The organism is Streptomyces sp. CB03238 (genome assembly GCF_002099185.1).
Classification (GTDB): domain Bacteria; phylum Actinomycetota; class Actinomycetes; order Streptomycetales; family Streptomycetaceae; genus Streptomyces.
Genome location: NZ_NBCN01000005.1, coordinates 264,173 through 278,983, shown reverse-complemented (window position 1 = coordinate 278,983; position 14,811 = coordinate 264,173). Strand labels below are relative to the sequence as shown.

Annotated in this window: 13 protein-coding genes; 9 read left to right on the top strand and 4 right to left on the bottom strand. The window is 70.6% G+C overall.

All coding sequences use genetic code 11. From position 1 onward, the window contains the following. Together BKD26_RS10825 and hmgA are read right to left on the bottom strand one after the other, a co-directional pair. On the bottom strand, positions 1-750 hold the full coding sequence (locus BKD26_RS10825) for a GntR family transcriptional regulator (RefSeq protein WP_073758470.1): 750 nt from the start codon (positions 748-750) through the stop codon (positions 1-3). A 12-nt stretch (positions 751-762) separates the two neighbouring features. Continuing rightward, positions 763-2,085: a homogentisate 1,2-dioxygenase gene (hmgA, locus tag BKD26_RS10820; RefSeq protein WP_084897620.1), complete on the bottom strand. Its 1,323-nt coding sequence runs from the start codon at positions 2,083-2,085 to the stop codon at positions 763-765. A 138-nt stretch (positions 2,086-2,223) separates the two neighbouring features. Here hmgA and BKD26_RS10815 point away from each other — a divergent pair, with 138 nt between their 5' ends. The 4 genes from BKD26_RS10815 to BKD26_RS10800 all read left to right on the top strand — a co-directional run bounded on the left by BKD26_RS10815 (position 2,224) and on the right by BKD26_RS10800 (position 5,871). Next, complete coding sequence (locus BKD26_RS10815) at positions 2,224-2,844, top strand: TetR/AcrR family transcriptional regulator (protein ID WP_084897619.1); 621 nt, start codon at positions 2,224-2,226, stop codon at positions 2,842-2,844. A gap of 96 nt (positions 2,845-2,940) precedes the next feature. Continuing rightward, a complete protein-coding gene (locus BKD26_RS10810; protein WP_084897618.1) occupies positions 2,941-4,158 on the top strand; it encodes a helix-turn-helix transcriptional regulator in 1,218 nt (405 codons plus the stop codon). A gap of 165 nt (positions 4,159-4,323) precedes the next feature. Then, a complete protein-coding gene (locus BKD26_RS10805) occupies positions 4,324-4,668 on the top strand; it encodes a DUF6415 family natural product biosynthesis protein (protein ID WP_084897617.1) in 345 nt (114 codons plus the stop codon). Between the two features lie 93 nt (positions 4,669-4,761). Further along, complete coding sequence (locus BKD26_RS10800; RefSeq protein ID WP_241518597.1) at positions 4,762-5,871, top strand: NAD-dependent epimerase/dehydratase family protein; 1,110 nt, start codon at positions 4,762-4,764, stop codon at positions 5,869-5,871. Here the strand turns inward: BKD26_RS10800 and BKD26_RS10795 are convergent. Further along, positions 5,868-6,743, bottom strand: a complete 876-nt coding sequence (locus BKD26_RS10795; RefSeq protein WP_107417816.1) for a glycosyltransferase — start codon at positions 6,741-6,743, stop codon at positions 5,868-5,870. The two genes, BKD26_RS10800 and BKD26_RS10795, sit on opposite strands and share 4 nt — an antisense overlap. An 88-nt stretch (positions 6,744-6,831) precedes the next feature. Here BKD26_RS10795 and BKD26_RS10790 point away from each other — a divergent pair, with 88 nt between their 5' ends. From BKD26_RS10790 to BKD26_RS10775, 4 genes are all read left to right on the top strand, one after another. Then, positions 6,832-7,530 carry a transferase gene (locus BKD26_RS10790; protein WP_084897721.1) on the top strand — a complete coding sequence of 233 codons (699 nt, stop codon included), beginning with the start codon at positions 6,832-6,834 and terminating at the stop codon, positions 7,528-7,530. Between the two features lie 107 nt (positions 7,531-7,637). Beyond that, the gene (locus BKD26_RS10785; RefSeq protein ID WP_084897615.1) at positions 7,638-9,836 is read left to right on the top strand and encodes a molybdopterin oxidoreductase family protein; all 2,199 of its coding nucleotides are present in this window, start codon (positions 7,638-7,640) and stop codon (positions 9,834-9,836) included. Between the two features lie 121 nt (positions 9,837-9,957). Continuing rightward, the gene (locus tag BKD26_RS10780; RefSeq protein ID WP_084897614.1) at positions 9,958-11,340 is read left to right on the top strand and encodes a CitMHS family transporter; all 1,383 of its coding nucleotides are present in this window, start codon (positions 9,958-9,960) and stop codon (positions 11,338-11,340) included. After that, positions 11,340-12,563 (top strand): MFS transporter, encoded by a 1,224-nt coding sequence (locus tag BKD26_RS10775; protein WP_084897613.1) that lies wholly within the window; start codon positions 11,340-11,342, stop codon positions 12,561-12,563. Before BKD26_RS10780 ends, BKD26_RS10775 begins: the two co-directional genes overlap by 1 nt. On the opposite strand, the gene BKD26_RS10770 is transcribed toward BKD26_RS10775, so the two are convergent. Next, entirely contained in the window at positions 12,551-13,171 is a 621-nt protein-coding gene (locus tag BKD26_RS10770; protein WP_084897612.1) for a TetR/AcrR family transcriptional regulator C-terminal domain-containing protein, read from the bottom strand. The two genes, BKD26_RS10775 and BKD26_RS10770, sit on opposite strands and share 13 nt — an antisense overlap. 147 nt (positions 13,172-13,318) lie before the next feature. Between BKD26_RS10770 and BKD26_RS10765 the strand changes: the two genes are divergently transcribed. Continuing rightward, positions 13,319-14,800: an APC family permease gene (locus tag BKD26_RS10765; RefSeq protein ID WP_084897611.1), complete on the top strand. Its 1,482-nt coding sequence runs from the start codon at positions 13,319-13,321 to the stop codon at positions 14,798-14,800. The last annotated feature ends 11 nt before the right edge of the window (positions 14,801-14,811 follow it).

The window sequence follows — 14,811 nt, the reverse complement described above, 5'->3', positions numbered from 1 at the left end:
TCAGTCCGCCTCCACCGTGACCGTGAAGGAGAACCGGTCGCCCCGGTAGCGGATCCTGGCCACATCCACCACCCGGCCGGCCTCGTCGTAGGTGACGCCCGTGTAGTGCAGGATCGGCGAGAGCAGCGGCACCTGGAGCAGCTCGGCCGTCTCGGGGTCCGCGAGCCGGGCCTCCACGGTGTCGGTGATCCGGCTGATCCGCACCCCGACCGCGTCCCGCAGCACCTTGGTCATCGGCCACCGCTCCAGGTCGGCCAGGTCGATCCCGGCCGCGACCTCCGGAAGGACCGCGTTCTCCGCCCAGTTGGTCGGCTCACCGCTCTCGCCGTCGCAGCGCAGCCGCTTGTACGTGACGACCTCCGTCACGCCCGGGAAGTGCTCGGCGAGCTCGCCCGGGAGTTTGGCCGTCCCATGGCCGAGAATCGTCGTCCGCTCGCCCGACTGCTGCGCCACGATCGCGTCGATCGAGCCGAGCAGCCGGCGCGGCGCGCTGCGCCGGGCGCCCGGCTCGATGAACGTGCCGCGCCGCCTGTGCCGGCTGATCAGCCCCTCCGCCTCCAGCTCCTTGAGCGCCTGCCGCATGGTCAGCACGCTGACGCCGTAGTGCGCGGCCAGCTGCTCCTCGGTGGGCAGCCGCAGGGAGGCGTCCGGCGCGCGGCCGAGTATGGAGGCGCGCAGGGACTGCGAGACCTGGTACCACAGCGGGAGCTTGCGGTTCAGGACCAGCGAGTCGGGGGCGAAGGCGGTCACTTTTACTCCGTACTACGGCCGAAAGTGGCGCTCCAGACCCTGCCATACGTCGTCGTACCCGCGCTGCAGGTGGTCGGCGTTCGCCGCCTGGGCGGTGGCCGTGACGGGCCAGCGCGTCTCGAACATGAAGGCCAGACCGTCGTCGATCTTCTGCGGCTTCAGCTCGGCGGCGCTCGCCCTGTCGAACGTCTCCCGGTCCGGGCCGTGCGCCGACATCATGTTGTGCAGCGACCCGCCGCCGGGGACGAAGCCTTCGGCCTTCGCGTCGTACGCGCCCTCGATCAGGCCCACGTACTCGCTCATCACATTGCGGTGGAAGTACGGCGGGCGGAAGGTGTCCTCGCCGACCAGCCAGCGCGGTGCGAACACGACGAAGTCGACGCCCGCCAGGCCGGGGGTGTCGGACGGCGAGGTGAGGACGGTGAAGATCGACGGGTCGGGATGGTCGTACGAGATCGTCCCGATGACGTTGAAGGTGTGCAAGTCGTAGACGTACGGGACGTGGTTGCCGTGCCAGGCGACGACGTCCAGCGGCGAGTGGTCGTACGTCGCGGTCCACAGGTTGCCGCAGAACTTGTTCACCACCTCCACCTCGCCCTCGACGTCCTCGTACGCGGCGACCGGAGCCCGGAAGTCCCGGGGGTTGGCCAGGCCGTTGGCGCCGATCGGGCCGAGGTCGGGGAGCTGGAAGGGCTGCCCGTAGTTCTCGCACACGTACCCACGCGCGGTCTCGTCCAGGAGCTCGACGCGGAAGCGGATTCCGCGCGGGATCAGGGCCACGTCGCCGGGGCGGGCGGCGAGGATGCCCAGCTCGGTGCGGAGCAGCAGGCCGCCGCGCTCGGGGACGATCAGCAGCTCGCCGTCGGCGTCGCTGAAGACCCGGTCCATGGAGGCGTTGGCGTGGTAGAGGTGCACGGCCATGCCGGTGCGCTGGGTGGCGTCGCCGTTGCCGCCGAGGGTCCACAGGCCGGCCAGCCAGTCCGTGCCGGGCGCCGGGTCCGGGAGCGGGTTCCAGCGCAGCCGGTTGGGGTCGGGGACGGTCTCGGTGAAGGGCGCGGTGCGGAGGGCGCCGTTGCCGGTGCGTACGAAGGGCGGGTGCGCGGCCGACGGGCGGATCCGGTAGAGCCACGAGCGGCGGTTGTGGGCGCGCGGCTCGGTGAACGCGGAGCCGCTCAGCTGCTCGGCGTACAGGCCCAGGGGCGCGCGCTGCGGCGAGTTCCGGCCGAGCGGCAGGGCGCCGGGCAGGGCCTCGGAGCTGTGCTCGTTGCCGAAGCCGGAGGAGTACTCCAGCGTCTCGGCGATCTTCTTCGCCTGTTCGGTGCCGTCATTCGTCATCGTCGCCCGCTCCTGTCGCTCGACCTGCCCCAACGGAATCCTATGCAAGACCGTAGGATTCCGCGCGGCCCGCGTCAACGGGGGTGGGTCTTGGACGATTGCCGACGGGAGCGGGTTCCGGCGGCGCGGCGCGGCATCATGGACCCCGTGCCCCAGCGACCTCCGCTCCGCCGTACGCCCGTGCAGCAGCGCAGCGCCGAGCGCCTGGCCCGGATCCTCGACGCCTGCGCGCAGCTCCTCGAAGAGGCGGGCTACGAAGAGCTGAGCACCCGGGACGTCGCCGTGCGCGCCGGCGTACCGATCGGATCGGTCTACCGCTTCTTCTCCAACAAGCGCGCCATGGCCGCCGCCCTCGCCCACCGCAACCTCGACCGTTACGCCGAGCGCGTGGCGGCCCGCCTGGCCGACCGCGCACCGGCCGGGGTGGTCGACGTCGTCCTCGACGAATACCTCGCCATGAAGCGCACCGTCCCCGGCTTCGCCCTCGTCGACTTCGGTGTCCCGGCATCCGTGGACGAACCGGCCGACGACCCCGACCACCTCGCCAACCACCTCGTCGCCGACCGCGTCTGCGCCCTGCTCGCCGCCCACCTGGACCGCCCCGCCGACGACCTGCTGCGCCGCAAGGTGCTGGTGGCCGTCGAAGCCGCCGACGCCCTGCTCCGGCTCGCCTTCCGCACCGGCCCGCCGGGCGACCCCGAGCTGATCCACGAGACCCGCGCCCTGCTCCACGCCTATCTGGCGCCGGTCCTTGGGTAAGGGCCCCTTGCGAAGTCGGGCAGGGGCACCTTTGTGCGTTCCGGTCGGCAGACCTTGGAAGCAAGCGTGGAATCACGACTCTCTGGGGGTTTTTGCATGAGCACGACCACCATCGGCGACCGGCTCAGGGGTCTGCGCGAATTCCGGGGCCTCACCCAGGAGGAACTCGCTGACAGGGCAGGCGTAAGCGTCTCCATCGTTCAAAAGCTGGAACAGAACCGTCGTCAATCCGCTCACCTGTCAACTCTTCGTGCACTCGCGTTCGCTCTTGATGTTGAGCTGGAACGCCTGCTGGGACAGCCCACCGTGACTCAGCACCAACCCGACGACGGTGGCCTGATCGCCCTGCGAGATGCGATCCAGGACATCGGTGCCCTGCCCGGTGTACTCATGGACGGCATCGACGACGACCCACCGCCTCCGGCGGAGTGGATGGAGTCCGCACGAGCAGCCACAGAGCTGTACTGGCAGGGTGAGTACAGCGCGCTGTCCGGTCATCTGCCTCTCCTCCTTAGAGAAGGTCGCGCGGTGGCGCGTGATGCCCGCGGGGCGGACGTTGAGAAGGTGTGGAGGCAGATGGCGCTCGCCTATCAACTGGCCGCCTCCCTCGCCACCCAGGCAGGCCATACCAGCTGGGCGTTCGTCGCTGTCGAGAAGCAACTGCTGGCCGCGCAGCGAGCCTCCGACCCGCTGCTGGAGGGGATGGGCGTATCCACCCTGTCCTGGGTGCTGCTCCGGCAAGGCCGGTGGGAGGAAGCACAACGGGTCGCCGAGCGAAAGGCTGATGCGCTGGAACCCAGCTTCCGTAAGGGCACGAAAGATCAGTTCACGGTGTACGGCAACCTGCTCCTGGCTGCGGCTACGCCTGCCGCGCGGCGAGGGCAGCACACCGAAGCGGCGGCCATGCTGAAGGCAGCGGAAGCCGCTGCCGTGCAGTCGGGGCCGGTCCGGCGGTACGGAACCGCCTTCAGCGTGCCCGACGTCCGGACGCAGCGCGTGAACATCGCGCTGGCAGGCGACGACCCACAACCCGATCTGGCGCTCCGGGCGGCTCACAAGGTGGACGTGCGTGCCATCAGCCGCCCCGTGCATCGGGCTGCCCACCGGCTTGACGTGGCGCAAGCCCAGTACCAGACCGGCAACCACGCCGACGCTCTGGAAACGATGCTCGAGGTGGAAGGGGAGCAGCCCGAGTGGGTCCGGTATCAGGTGCTCGCGGCCGCCACCGTGCGAGACATGCTGGAGTCGGGGCGACGGCGCAACGTCGAACTGCGCAGTCTCGCAGCGCGGTTGGGCGTCGGCCCCTCAGTGTGAGGGGTAGGACATGACGTGCGAGTACGCGTAGAATCTGCTGACAAAGTGTCACATCGCGCCGCTGGGCTGTGACGGGTTGCCGACCTAGCGTGATGCCCTGATGGCAGCGGTGCCGACGACCTCCGCCAGGACTGGTCGGCACCGCACCTGGGGACAGGAGCAGCGATGGACCCGAAACCGCTCGATCTCGCCACGATGCGCGACACCGCCCGGTACGTACTCACCCTTGAGTCGGCGCTCTTGCCGCTTGGGGAACTGGACGTCCTGATCGACACCCTGCACGGCCACGTGCGGTTGCTGGTGCCGGAGGTGCGGGCGCTCATTCGTTCGATGCCGGTCGGTGACGTGCCGGCCAGGGTGGCTCGGATCGGCATCGAAGAGGCGTGGAGACGGCTGTACACCCCGCCCGGGCCCGGATGGGATGCCACCTTCCGTCACGCCAAGAAGGTCGCCCTGTCGGTGAACTCCCTGTGCGACCACTACGAGACCCTCGACCCCGCGCTGCGTTGAGGCTGTTTCACACCGGCAGCGACCCGCGCGGGCGCAAGTCCCCGGCACGAGCTCCACCCGTCGCAGTAGACGCCCTCCATGCAAGGAGTCCCTGTGCAAGATCGTCATGCCCTCCTCGCCGGTCTGGGAGGCCGCACCGTACTCGTCACCGGCGGTGCTGGACTGATCGGCCACCGCATCGTCGCGCGCCTCCGGGTCCTCGGGGCTCGTCCCGTCGCCCTGTGCAAGCTCGACGCCTACCCGGAACACATCTATCAGAACGTCTTCGGACTCGATCCGCATGATCCCGACGTGGTGGCCGGCGACGTGCAGAACGCCGGCCTCGTCCGACAGCTGGTACAACGGAGCGACTATGTGATCCACGCTGCGGCACTCGCCGACGTCGCCGCCTGTACGCGGCTGCCGATGGCGGCGATTCACAACAACATCACCGGGACGCAGACCGTGCTGGACGCCGTAGCGGCTGCCGAGGGTGTCCAGCGCCTTGTGTTCGTCTCCTCGGCCAGCGTGTACGGCAACGGCGGCCCGGAGGACTGGGCCAGTCCTGACGACGAGCACAGGACTACCCGTGAGCTGCTCCAGACAGTGTTCGACGGCCGCACACCGCCGCAGTTCCACGAGCGTCGCGAGCTGCGTCCGATGTCGGTGTACGGCAACACGAAGGCCTTCGGCGAGCGTCAGACGGAACTCGTCCTCGGCGCGATCGGCACGCCGTACACCATCGTGCGGTACTTCTCCGTCTACGGGGAGCCTCAGGTGGTGAAGCCCCACTCGCACTCATGGGTGGTCGCGTGGTTCTCCGCGCGTGCGGAGGTCGGTCTGCCTCTCCACCTCAACGGCGGCGGCCGGCAGGTCCGCGACCTGGTCCACGTGAACGACATCGCCGAAGGCACCATCCGCGCCCTCGTCGCCCCACCCACGGACAGCGCGACGGTGAACATCGGCACAGGCACGCCGACGAGCATCCGCCAGGTGGCAACGCTGGTTGCCCGGCACCACGACAAGACGAAGTTCCTGGACACCCCGATGCCTCCCGGTGACCCGCTCGGGGGTTATGCCTCCACCCGTCACATGGAGGAGGTGCTCGGCTGGAAGCCGGGCATCACGATCGCAGAAGGTGTGGCCCGCTATGTGGCCTGGCTCAGACGGACGCCTGCGGCCATCCCGGACTGGCTGCGCGAACAGAGCCGGGCCGGTACCTAGACGATCGGCGGGCGACCGAGGCGAGTCATGTGCCACACCGTGCGCCACCGCATGGGCCGCCTCCGCCCGCACGGAGTGCGTACCCCCTCGACAAAGCCCGCGGCCCAGGCACGCAGGCCGGTGGCCGACCGGGTTCGCACGAGGGCGAGCGTGGCCCACACGGTCAGGTAGAGCGGCATGAGGAGGGCCGGCAGGTGCCGACGGGCGAGCCACACCCGGTTGCGGGCGGTCATCCGGTAGTAGACCGCGTGCCGCGCGGGGCTCGTCCGCGGGTGCTGCAAGAGCAGCTCCGGCGCGTACAGGATCCGCCAGCCATGATCCAGGGCCCGCCAGGCTAGGTCAGTCTCCTCGTGAGTGAAGAAGAACTCGTCCGGCCACCCGCCCGTCTCGGTCAGCATCCGCATGGAAAGGCTGTGGCCGCCTCCGAGGAACGTGGTCACATACCCACCACGCATCGGGTCGTCAGCGCGTAGACGCGGGATATGCCGACGAGCGGTGAAGCCCGTGTCATCAGCAATACGGAAGCTGATGATGCCAAGCCGGGCGTCCGCCTCGTGCAGGTCGGCGATCCGGCGGAGGGCGCCCGTATCGACGAGCAGCCCGTCGTCGTCCAAGTCCACAACGATGTCGACGTCCCCGAACTCCCGCAGCACGTCGATGGCGACATTGCGACCGCCCGACACACCGAGGTTTTCGGGAAGCTCCACCACATGCACACCGTCCGATTGCGGCGGTAGTTCCGTGCCGTTGCCCACCACCACGACCCGCGCCGGTTGTTCGTCCTGTGCCGCCACGGACGCCAGTAGCGCCCGCAGCTCGTCAGGCCTGGTGCCCATGGTCAGCACGGCGACACCTACGCGCGGTCGAGTCACGTCCCAATTTCCCGTCCTTGGCGGCCTACAGAGGGGCGAATGCTATCGACTTCCCTGTTTGCCGCTCGTCCCTGTGAGGCAGGTCTTCATGTCCACCATCGTCATCGGCGACTACGTCCGCAGCGCGACCATGGGCCGTGCTGCGAACACCCCCTATGGCGACCTGGCAGAGTACGATCTTGCCCGGTTCCTCACCGCCTGGCCACGGATCCACCGGGAGGCACTCGGCCGCATCGGGCAGGAACGGATCCACCCCTCCGCGTTCATCCACCCCACAGCCATCATCGGCGAGGACGTCATCATCGGGCCCGACGTCCACATTCACGAGTTCACGACCGTCCGTAAGGGCTCCTTCCTGGCGGCCGGGGCCAGGATCGGTTTCAACTGTGAGGTCACCGCCTGCTACGTCGGCGAGGGTGCGGTCCTGGGCCACCGGATCGGCGTCAACCGCACGATCGTCGGCGCCGAAGCCCATCTCTCCGCCTCTGTGACCGTTGCGGCGATCAACATGTCCGACGACATGACCAGTCCGGACCGCGAGATCTTCCTGCGCACACAGCGAGGGCTGTACCGATGCGGTACGCGCCAATTCGGCGCGCCGATCGGCGACAACGTCCAGACCGGCAACAACATCAGCCTCGGCCCGGGCGTCGCCATCGGCCGCCGCACCCGCATCAACAGCGGCGTCACCCTCGCGGCCCGCGCCGTACCGGGTGACAGCATCATCACGGCCCCACACACCGCTGACGCCCACATCCGCCGACGCCGCACTCCCGGAGGTCGCTGAGATCACCGTGCGATGCCGCTTCCCGACCATCGCCACCATGCCTACTGGTCGGTATGCTCGGCGGCATCTGCGCGTCACCGTCAACGCCGCCGCCCCGGGAGGCCTCCATGCCCACCGCCCTCCGCATCTGCCCGCTCTGCGAAGCCACCTGCGGGCTCACCCTCACCCTCGACGGCACGCGGGTCACCGGCGTGCGCGGTGACCGGGACGACGTCTTCAGTCAGGGGTTCATCTGCCCCAAGGGTGCGTCGTTCGGCGAACTCGACGCCGACCCCGACCGGCTGCGGACGCCTCTCGTACGCAAGGACGGCGCCCTGGTGGAGGTCACCTGGGAGGAGGCGTTCGACCTGGTGGCGCGCCGGCTGCCGCCGGTCGTCGAGCGGCACGGCGCCGACGCCGTCGGGGTCGTCCTCGGCAACCCCAACGTCCACACCATGGCGGGCGCCCTCTACCCGCCGGTGTTGCTCGGCGCGCTGCGCACCCGCAGCCTGTTCACCGCGTCCACGCTCGACCAGATGCCCAAGCACGTCTCCAGCGGGCTGATGTTCGGTGACGCGTTCGCCATCCCCGTCCCGGACCTGGACCGCACCGCCCACCTGCTGATCATCGGGGCCAACCCGCTGGACTCCAACGGCAGCCTGTGCACCGCCCCCGACTTCCCCGGCAAGCTGAAGGCGCTGCGCAAACGCGGCGGCACCCTCACCGTCGTCGACCCGCGCCGCACCCGCACCGCGCGCCTCGCCGACCGGCACGTCGCCATCCGCCCCGGCACGGACGCGCTCCTGCTCGCCGCTCTCGTCCACGTGCTGTACGAGGAGGGCCTCAGCGACCTCGGGGCGCTCGCCGAGCATGCCGAAGGGGTGGAGGAAGTCCGGGAAGCCGTACGGGAGTTCACGCCCGAGGCGGTGGCCGGAGCGTGCGACGTGGACGCCGCCACCATCCGGGCGCTCGCCCGCGAGCTGGCGGCAGCGCCGGCGGCGGCCGTGTACGGGCGGGTCGGCGGCAGCACCGTCGCGTACGGCACCCTCACCAACTGGCTCGTCGACGTCCTCAACGTCCTCACCGGCAACCTCGACCGGCCCGGCGGCGTGATGTTCCCGCTCTCCGCCACCGCCCCCGCACCGCGCCCGGCGGCCGGCCCCGGCAAGGGCTTCGCCCTGGGCCGCTGGGCGAGCCGGGTGTCCGGGCATCCGGAGGCGAAGGGCGAACTGCCGATGGCCGCCCTGGCGGAGGAGATCCTCACGCCCGGCGAGGGGCGGATCCGCGCGCTCATCGCCATCGCCGCCAACCCGGTCCTCTCCGCCCCCGACGGCGACCGCCTCGACCGCGCCCTGGGCGAACTCGACTTCATGGTGAGCGTCGACCCGTACCTTAACGAGACCTCGCGCCACGCCGATGTGATCCTGCCCCCGCCGCCGCCCTCCCAGAGCGCCCACTTCGACTTCGCGTTCAACGGCTTCGCCGTCCGCAACCAGGCCCGTTACACCCCCGCGCCCGTCCCCCTGGAGGCGGACCGCATGGACGAGTGCGAGATCCATGCCCGTTTGATCCTCGCCGTGAGCGGCATGCATGGCGCCGACCCCGGTGCCGTCGACGACATGGTCATCGAGCGCACCCTCGCCAAGGCCGTCACCGAGCCGCACTCACCCGCGTACGGCCAGGATCCCAAGGAGTACGCGGCCGGCCTCGCCGGCCGTACGGGAGCCGAGCGGCGCCTGGACCTGATGCTGCGCCTCGGCCCGTACGGACTCACCCTGGACCGGCTCGAGGAACACCCCCACGGCATCGACCTCGGCCCCCTCAAGCCCCGCGTCCCGCAGCTGCTCAAGACCCGCAGCGGGCGCGTCGAGCTGCTGCCGGGCCCCATCGCCACCGACCTGCCCCGGCTGCGTACCGCACTCCGTGAGCCGTCGGCCGAACTCGTCCTCGTCGGCCGCCGCCACCTGCGCTCCAACAACAGCTGGCTGCACAACGTCCCCACCCTCAACAGCGGCACCAACACCTGCACCCTCCAGGTCCACCCCGACGACGCCGCCCGCCTCGGCCTCGCCGACGGCGCGCCGGCCCGTATCAAGGCCGAGGGCGGGGAGCTCACGGTCCCGGTGGAGGTCACCGACACCGTACGGAGGGGCGTCGTGAGCCTCCCGCACGGGTGGGGACACGACCGGCCGGGGACGCGCATGGCGGTCGCCGCGGCGCGCCCCGGCGTCAACGTCAACCAGCTCCTCGACGGGACGCGGCTCGACCCGCTGTCCGGCACCGCCGTGCTCAACGGCTTCCCCGTCGACGTATCAGCACTTCACTGACCTGGGGTTTTGCTCGTATTGCTCACGCGTCAACACCTTGTTAACGGCTGAATGAGGCACCTAACGTCATCCGGACCGCCGCCCCCCGGTGGAGTTCAAGGGTGAACGTTAGGTGTCCTCCATGCTGACAATCCTCGGCTTCGCCATGATCGCGACCTTCCTGGTCCTGATCATGATGAAGAAGATGTCGCCGATCGCGGCGCTGGTCCTCATCCCCGCCCTCTTCTGCGTCCTCGTCGGACAAGGCGCGCAGCTCGGCGACTACGTCATCGAAGGCGTCGGCAACCTCGCGCCCACCGCCGCGATGCTGATGTTCGCCATCGTCTACTTCGGCGTGATGATCGACGTCGGGCTCTTCGACCCGATCGTCCGGGGCATCCTGCGCTTCTGCAAGGCCGACCCGATGCGCGTCGTGGTCGGTACGGCGGTGCTCGCCGCGATCGTCTCGCTGGACGGCGACGGCTCGACCACCTTCATGATCACCGTCTCGGCGATGTACCCGCTCTACAAGCGCCTGAAGATGAGCCTGGTGGTGATGACCGGTGTCGCCGCCACCGCCAACGGCGTCATGAACACCCTGCCCTGGGGCGGCCCCACCGCCCGCGCGGCCACCGCGCTCAAGCTGGACGCCGGCGACATCTTCGTACCGATGATCCCGGCCCTGGGTGTCGGCCTGCTGTTCGTCTTCGCCCTCGCGTACGTGCTGGGGCGGCGTGAGCGCAAGCGCCTCGGCTACCTGACGCTGGACGAGGTCCTTGAGCCCGAGCCGGAGACCGTGCTGGTCACGGCCGGTGGGGGAGAGGACCGCCCCAAGGCGGCGGGCGGCGGTGTCGGGGACGGACCGGACAACGCCGACGAGGGCTTCCAGGGGCTCGACCCGAACCGTCCCACCCTCCGCCCCAAGCTGTACTGGTTCAACGCCGCCCTCACGGTGGCCCTGCTCACCGCCATGATCATGGAGGTGCTGCCCATCCCGGTGCTCTTCCTGATCGGCGCGGCCCTCGCCCTCACGGTCAACTTCCCCCACATGCCCGACCAGAAGGCCCGTATCGCCGCCCACGCCGACAACGTCCTCAACGTCGCCGGCATGGTCTTCGCCGCCGCCGTCTTCACCGGCGTCCTCACCGGCACCGGCATGGTCAAGCACATGGCGGACTGGCTCGTCGGCGCCATCCCCGACGCCATGGGCCCGCACATGGCGCTCGTCACCGGCCTGTTGAGCCTGCCGCTGACGTACTTCATGTCCAACGACGGCTTCTACTTCGGCGTCCTGCCCGTCCTCGCCGAGGCCGGTGCCGCGCACGGCGTCGGGCCGCTGGAGATCGCCCGCGCCTCGCTGGTCGGCCAGGCCCTGCACATGTCGAGCCCGCTCGTGCCCGCCGTGTACGTCCTGGTCGGCATGGCCAAGGTGGAGTTCGGCGACCACACCCGGTTCACGGTGAAGTGGGCCGCGCTCACCTCGCTGGTGGTGCTCGGCGCCGGAATACTCTTCGGCATCATCTGATGGAACGCCGCCGGTACTGGCTGCTGCGCCTCGTCATCGCCTTCGGCTTCGCGCAGGGGGCGGTGTCGATGGCGCGGCCCGCCGTGTCGTACCGCGCCCTGTCGCTGGGCGCGGACGAGCGCGCGGTCGGTGTCATCGCGGGCGTGTACGCCCTGCTGCCGCTGTTCGCCGCCGTACCGCTGGGGCGCAGGACCGACCGGGGGCGGTGCGCGCCGCTGCTGCCCGTCGGCGTGGTGCTGATCGCGGGCGGGTGCGCGCTGAGCGGAACGGCCGGCTCCCTGGCCTGGATGGCGGCGTGGAGCGGCGTCATGGGGCTCGGTCACCTCTGCTTCGTGATCGGCGCGCAGTCCCTCGTGGCCCGGCAGTCCGCGCCCGCCGAACAGGACCGCAACTTCGGCCACTTCACCATCGGCGCCTCGCTCGGGCAACTCGTCGGACCGGTCGCGGCGGGGCTGCTCATCGGCGACGACATGGGCCGGACGAGCGCCCTCGCCCTGGTCGTCGCGGCCGCCGTCGCCACCATGTCCTTCACGTCCCTCTGGCGCATCGAGCACCGCGACCCCCGTGACCCGGACCCGGCGCACGCGCGCGTGGAGGGCGACAAGGTGCCCGTACACCGCATCCTCCGTACGCGTGGAGTGCCCGCCGGCATCTTCATCAGCCTCGCCGTGCTCTCCGCGACGGACATCCTCACCGCCTACCTGCCGGTGATCGGCGAGCACCGTTCCATCGCTCCCGCCACCATCGGGCTGCTGCTGAGCCTGCGCGCCGCCGCCACCATCGCCTGCCGGCTGGCCATGACCCCGATGATCCGGCTGCTGGGCCGTACGGTGCTGCTGACCGTGACGTGTCTGCTCGCCGGGCTGCTGTGCGCGGGCATCGCGCTGCCGGTGCCGGTGTGGGCGCTCGCCGTGATGCTGGCCGGGCTCGGCTTCTGCCTCGGGGTGGGCCAGCCGCTGTCGATGACGACCGTGGTCCAGGCCGCCCCCGACGAGGCCCGCTCCACGGCCCTCGCCCTGCGCCTGACGGGCAACCGGCTCGGCCAGGTCGCGGCACCCGCGTCCGCCGGGCTGATCGCCGGACTCGCCGGGACGGCCGCCCCGTTCGTGATGCTGGGCGCCCTGCTGCTCGCGGCGGCGGGGCTGGGGGTACGGGTGGGGCGGCGGCCCGACGCGCCCAAGGGGACGGGGACGGCGCGCCGCGGGGCGCGTCAGCGGGCGTGACCCCGGCGGTCGAGCAGCGTCCGGCAGTGGCCGATCAGCCCCTCCAGGGCCACCTCGAAGGCCGCCTCCGCCCGCCCCGCGCCCACGGCCTCCAGGGCGCGGGCGAGTTGCGGGGTGCTGGTCTCCTCGGTCAGCTCCCACATCGTCTCCGGCGCTGCCAGGTCCAGCGCGGAGCCCAAGACCAGGTTCTCCAGGCCGGTGATCACCGGCATCACGTCCGCCACGCGGAACCCGGCGTCCAGCAGCACGCCCACGGCCCGCTCGTACTGCTCCAGCACCTTCGGCGCCCGCACCGGTGAGGTGGTCAGCAGCGGGATCACGCGGGGGTGGGCGGCGAACGCGGCACGGTACGAACGGGCCCAGGCGGCCAGCGCCGCGTCCCACGGCTCCACGTCCAGGGTGGCGGAGTCGATGGCCTCGCAGATCCGCTCCCGCATCAACTCGACGATGCCGTCCCTGCCGTCCACATGGTGGTACACCGAACCCGTCTGCGTACCGAGCCTCCGGGCGATCTGCGGAACGCTGAACTCGCCTTGCCCGTCGACCAGTTCCAGCGCCGCCGTGGTGATGCGTGCGCGGTCGAGCAGTGGTGTGCGCGGCCGTCCCATGGCGCAAGCTCCTCTCGTCGGCTCTTCCCGGATCCCCTGACGGAGGCTACATTGCCGAAACCGAAAGCCTTTAGGTTTTCGCGCGGCTTCCGTTCCGCCCGCTCGTAGCCCCGCCCTCCCCGCATGCAGAAGGGCTCACCCACACCCATGTCCGTGACCTCCAAGGCGTCCCCGGAGAGAGCCGAGCGGCAGCCCGCGCCGGCCCGGCTCCGCACCGGCACCCTCGGCACCGCCGACATCGCCTTCTTCGTCGTCTCCGCCGCCGCCCCGCTCACCGTCATGGCGGGCGTCGCGCCCATCGCCATCGTGCTGGGCGGCATCGGCGCCCCGGTCGGCTACCTGATCGCCGGCATCACCCTCACCATCTTCGCCGTCGGGTTCACCACCATGAGCCGCCACGTCCGCAGCGGCGGCGCCTTCTACGCCTACATCACCCAGGGCCTGGGCAAGCCCATCGGCATCGGCGCCGCCCTCCTCGCCGTGGTCGGCTACAACGGCATGGAGATCGGCGTGTACGGGCTCCTCGGCAGCGCCACCGCCGACACCGCCCACGCCCTGTGGGGCGTCGACATCCCGTGGCTGCCCATCGCGCTCGTCGGTCCGGTCCTCATCTGGTACGGCGGCTACCGCTCCATCGACTTCGGCGCCAAGGTGCTCGGCGTCCTCCTCGTCGCCGAGACCGGCATACTCGTCCTCCTCGCCGGCGGCGTCCTGCTCAAGGGCGGCGCCGACGGGCTGTCCCTGGCCTCCCTCGCCCCGGACACCTTCCTCGTGCCCGGCACCGCCGCCGTCCTCGCGTTCGCGTTCGCGGCCTTCACCGGCTTCGAGTCCACGGTGATCTACCGCCGCGAGGCCCGCGACCCCGGCCGTACCGTCCCCCGCGCCACCTACATCGCCGTCTGCTTCCTCGGCGTGTTCTACGCGTTCATCGTCTGGGCCGTGATCCAGGCGTTCGGCGACGCGCAGGTCGTCAAGGCGGCGGCCGACGACCCCGGCGGCCTGTTCTTCGCCGCCATCACCACCTATGTGGGCGCCTGGGCGGCCGACCTGATGCACATTTTCATCGTGACCAGCATCCTCGCCTCGCTGCTGGCCTTCCACAACGCCATCAACCGCTACAGCCTGGCCCTCGCCGAGGAGGGCGTCCTGCCCGCCGCCCTCGCCAAGGTGCACCCCCGGCACGGCTCCCCGTACCTGGCCGGAGCCGCCCAGACCGTCCTCGGGCTGGTCGTCGTGCTCGCCTTCGCGCTCGCCGGGGCCGACCCGTACACGCAGCTCCTGCTCTGGGTGAACACCCCCGGCAGTATCGGGCTGCTGGCGCTCCAGCTGCTGGCCGCCCTCGCGATCCCGTTCTACTTCCGCCGCGTCCGTCACAGCGAGGGCGCTGTGCGCACGGTCGTCGCACCCGTGACCGCCGCCGTCCTCCTCACCGCCGCGATCGCCCTGGTCGTGTCGAAGATCGACCTGTTCACCGGTGCCTCGCCCACCGTGAACACCGTCCTGGTCGCCGTCGTCCCGGGCGTCTTCCTCCTCGGCCTGCTGATCGCCCTCCGACTGCGCCGCAGCCGCCCCGAGGTGTACGCCCGGTTCGCCGCGGAGCCCGCAGAGCCCGCCTCATCCACCGACTAAGGAGTACGTCC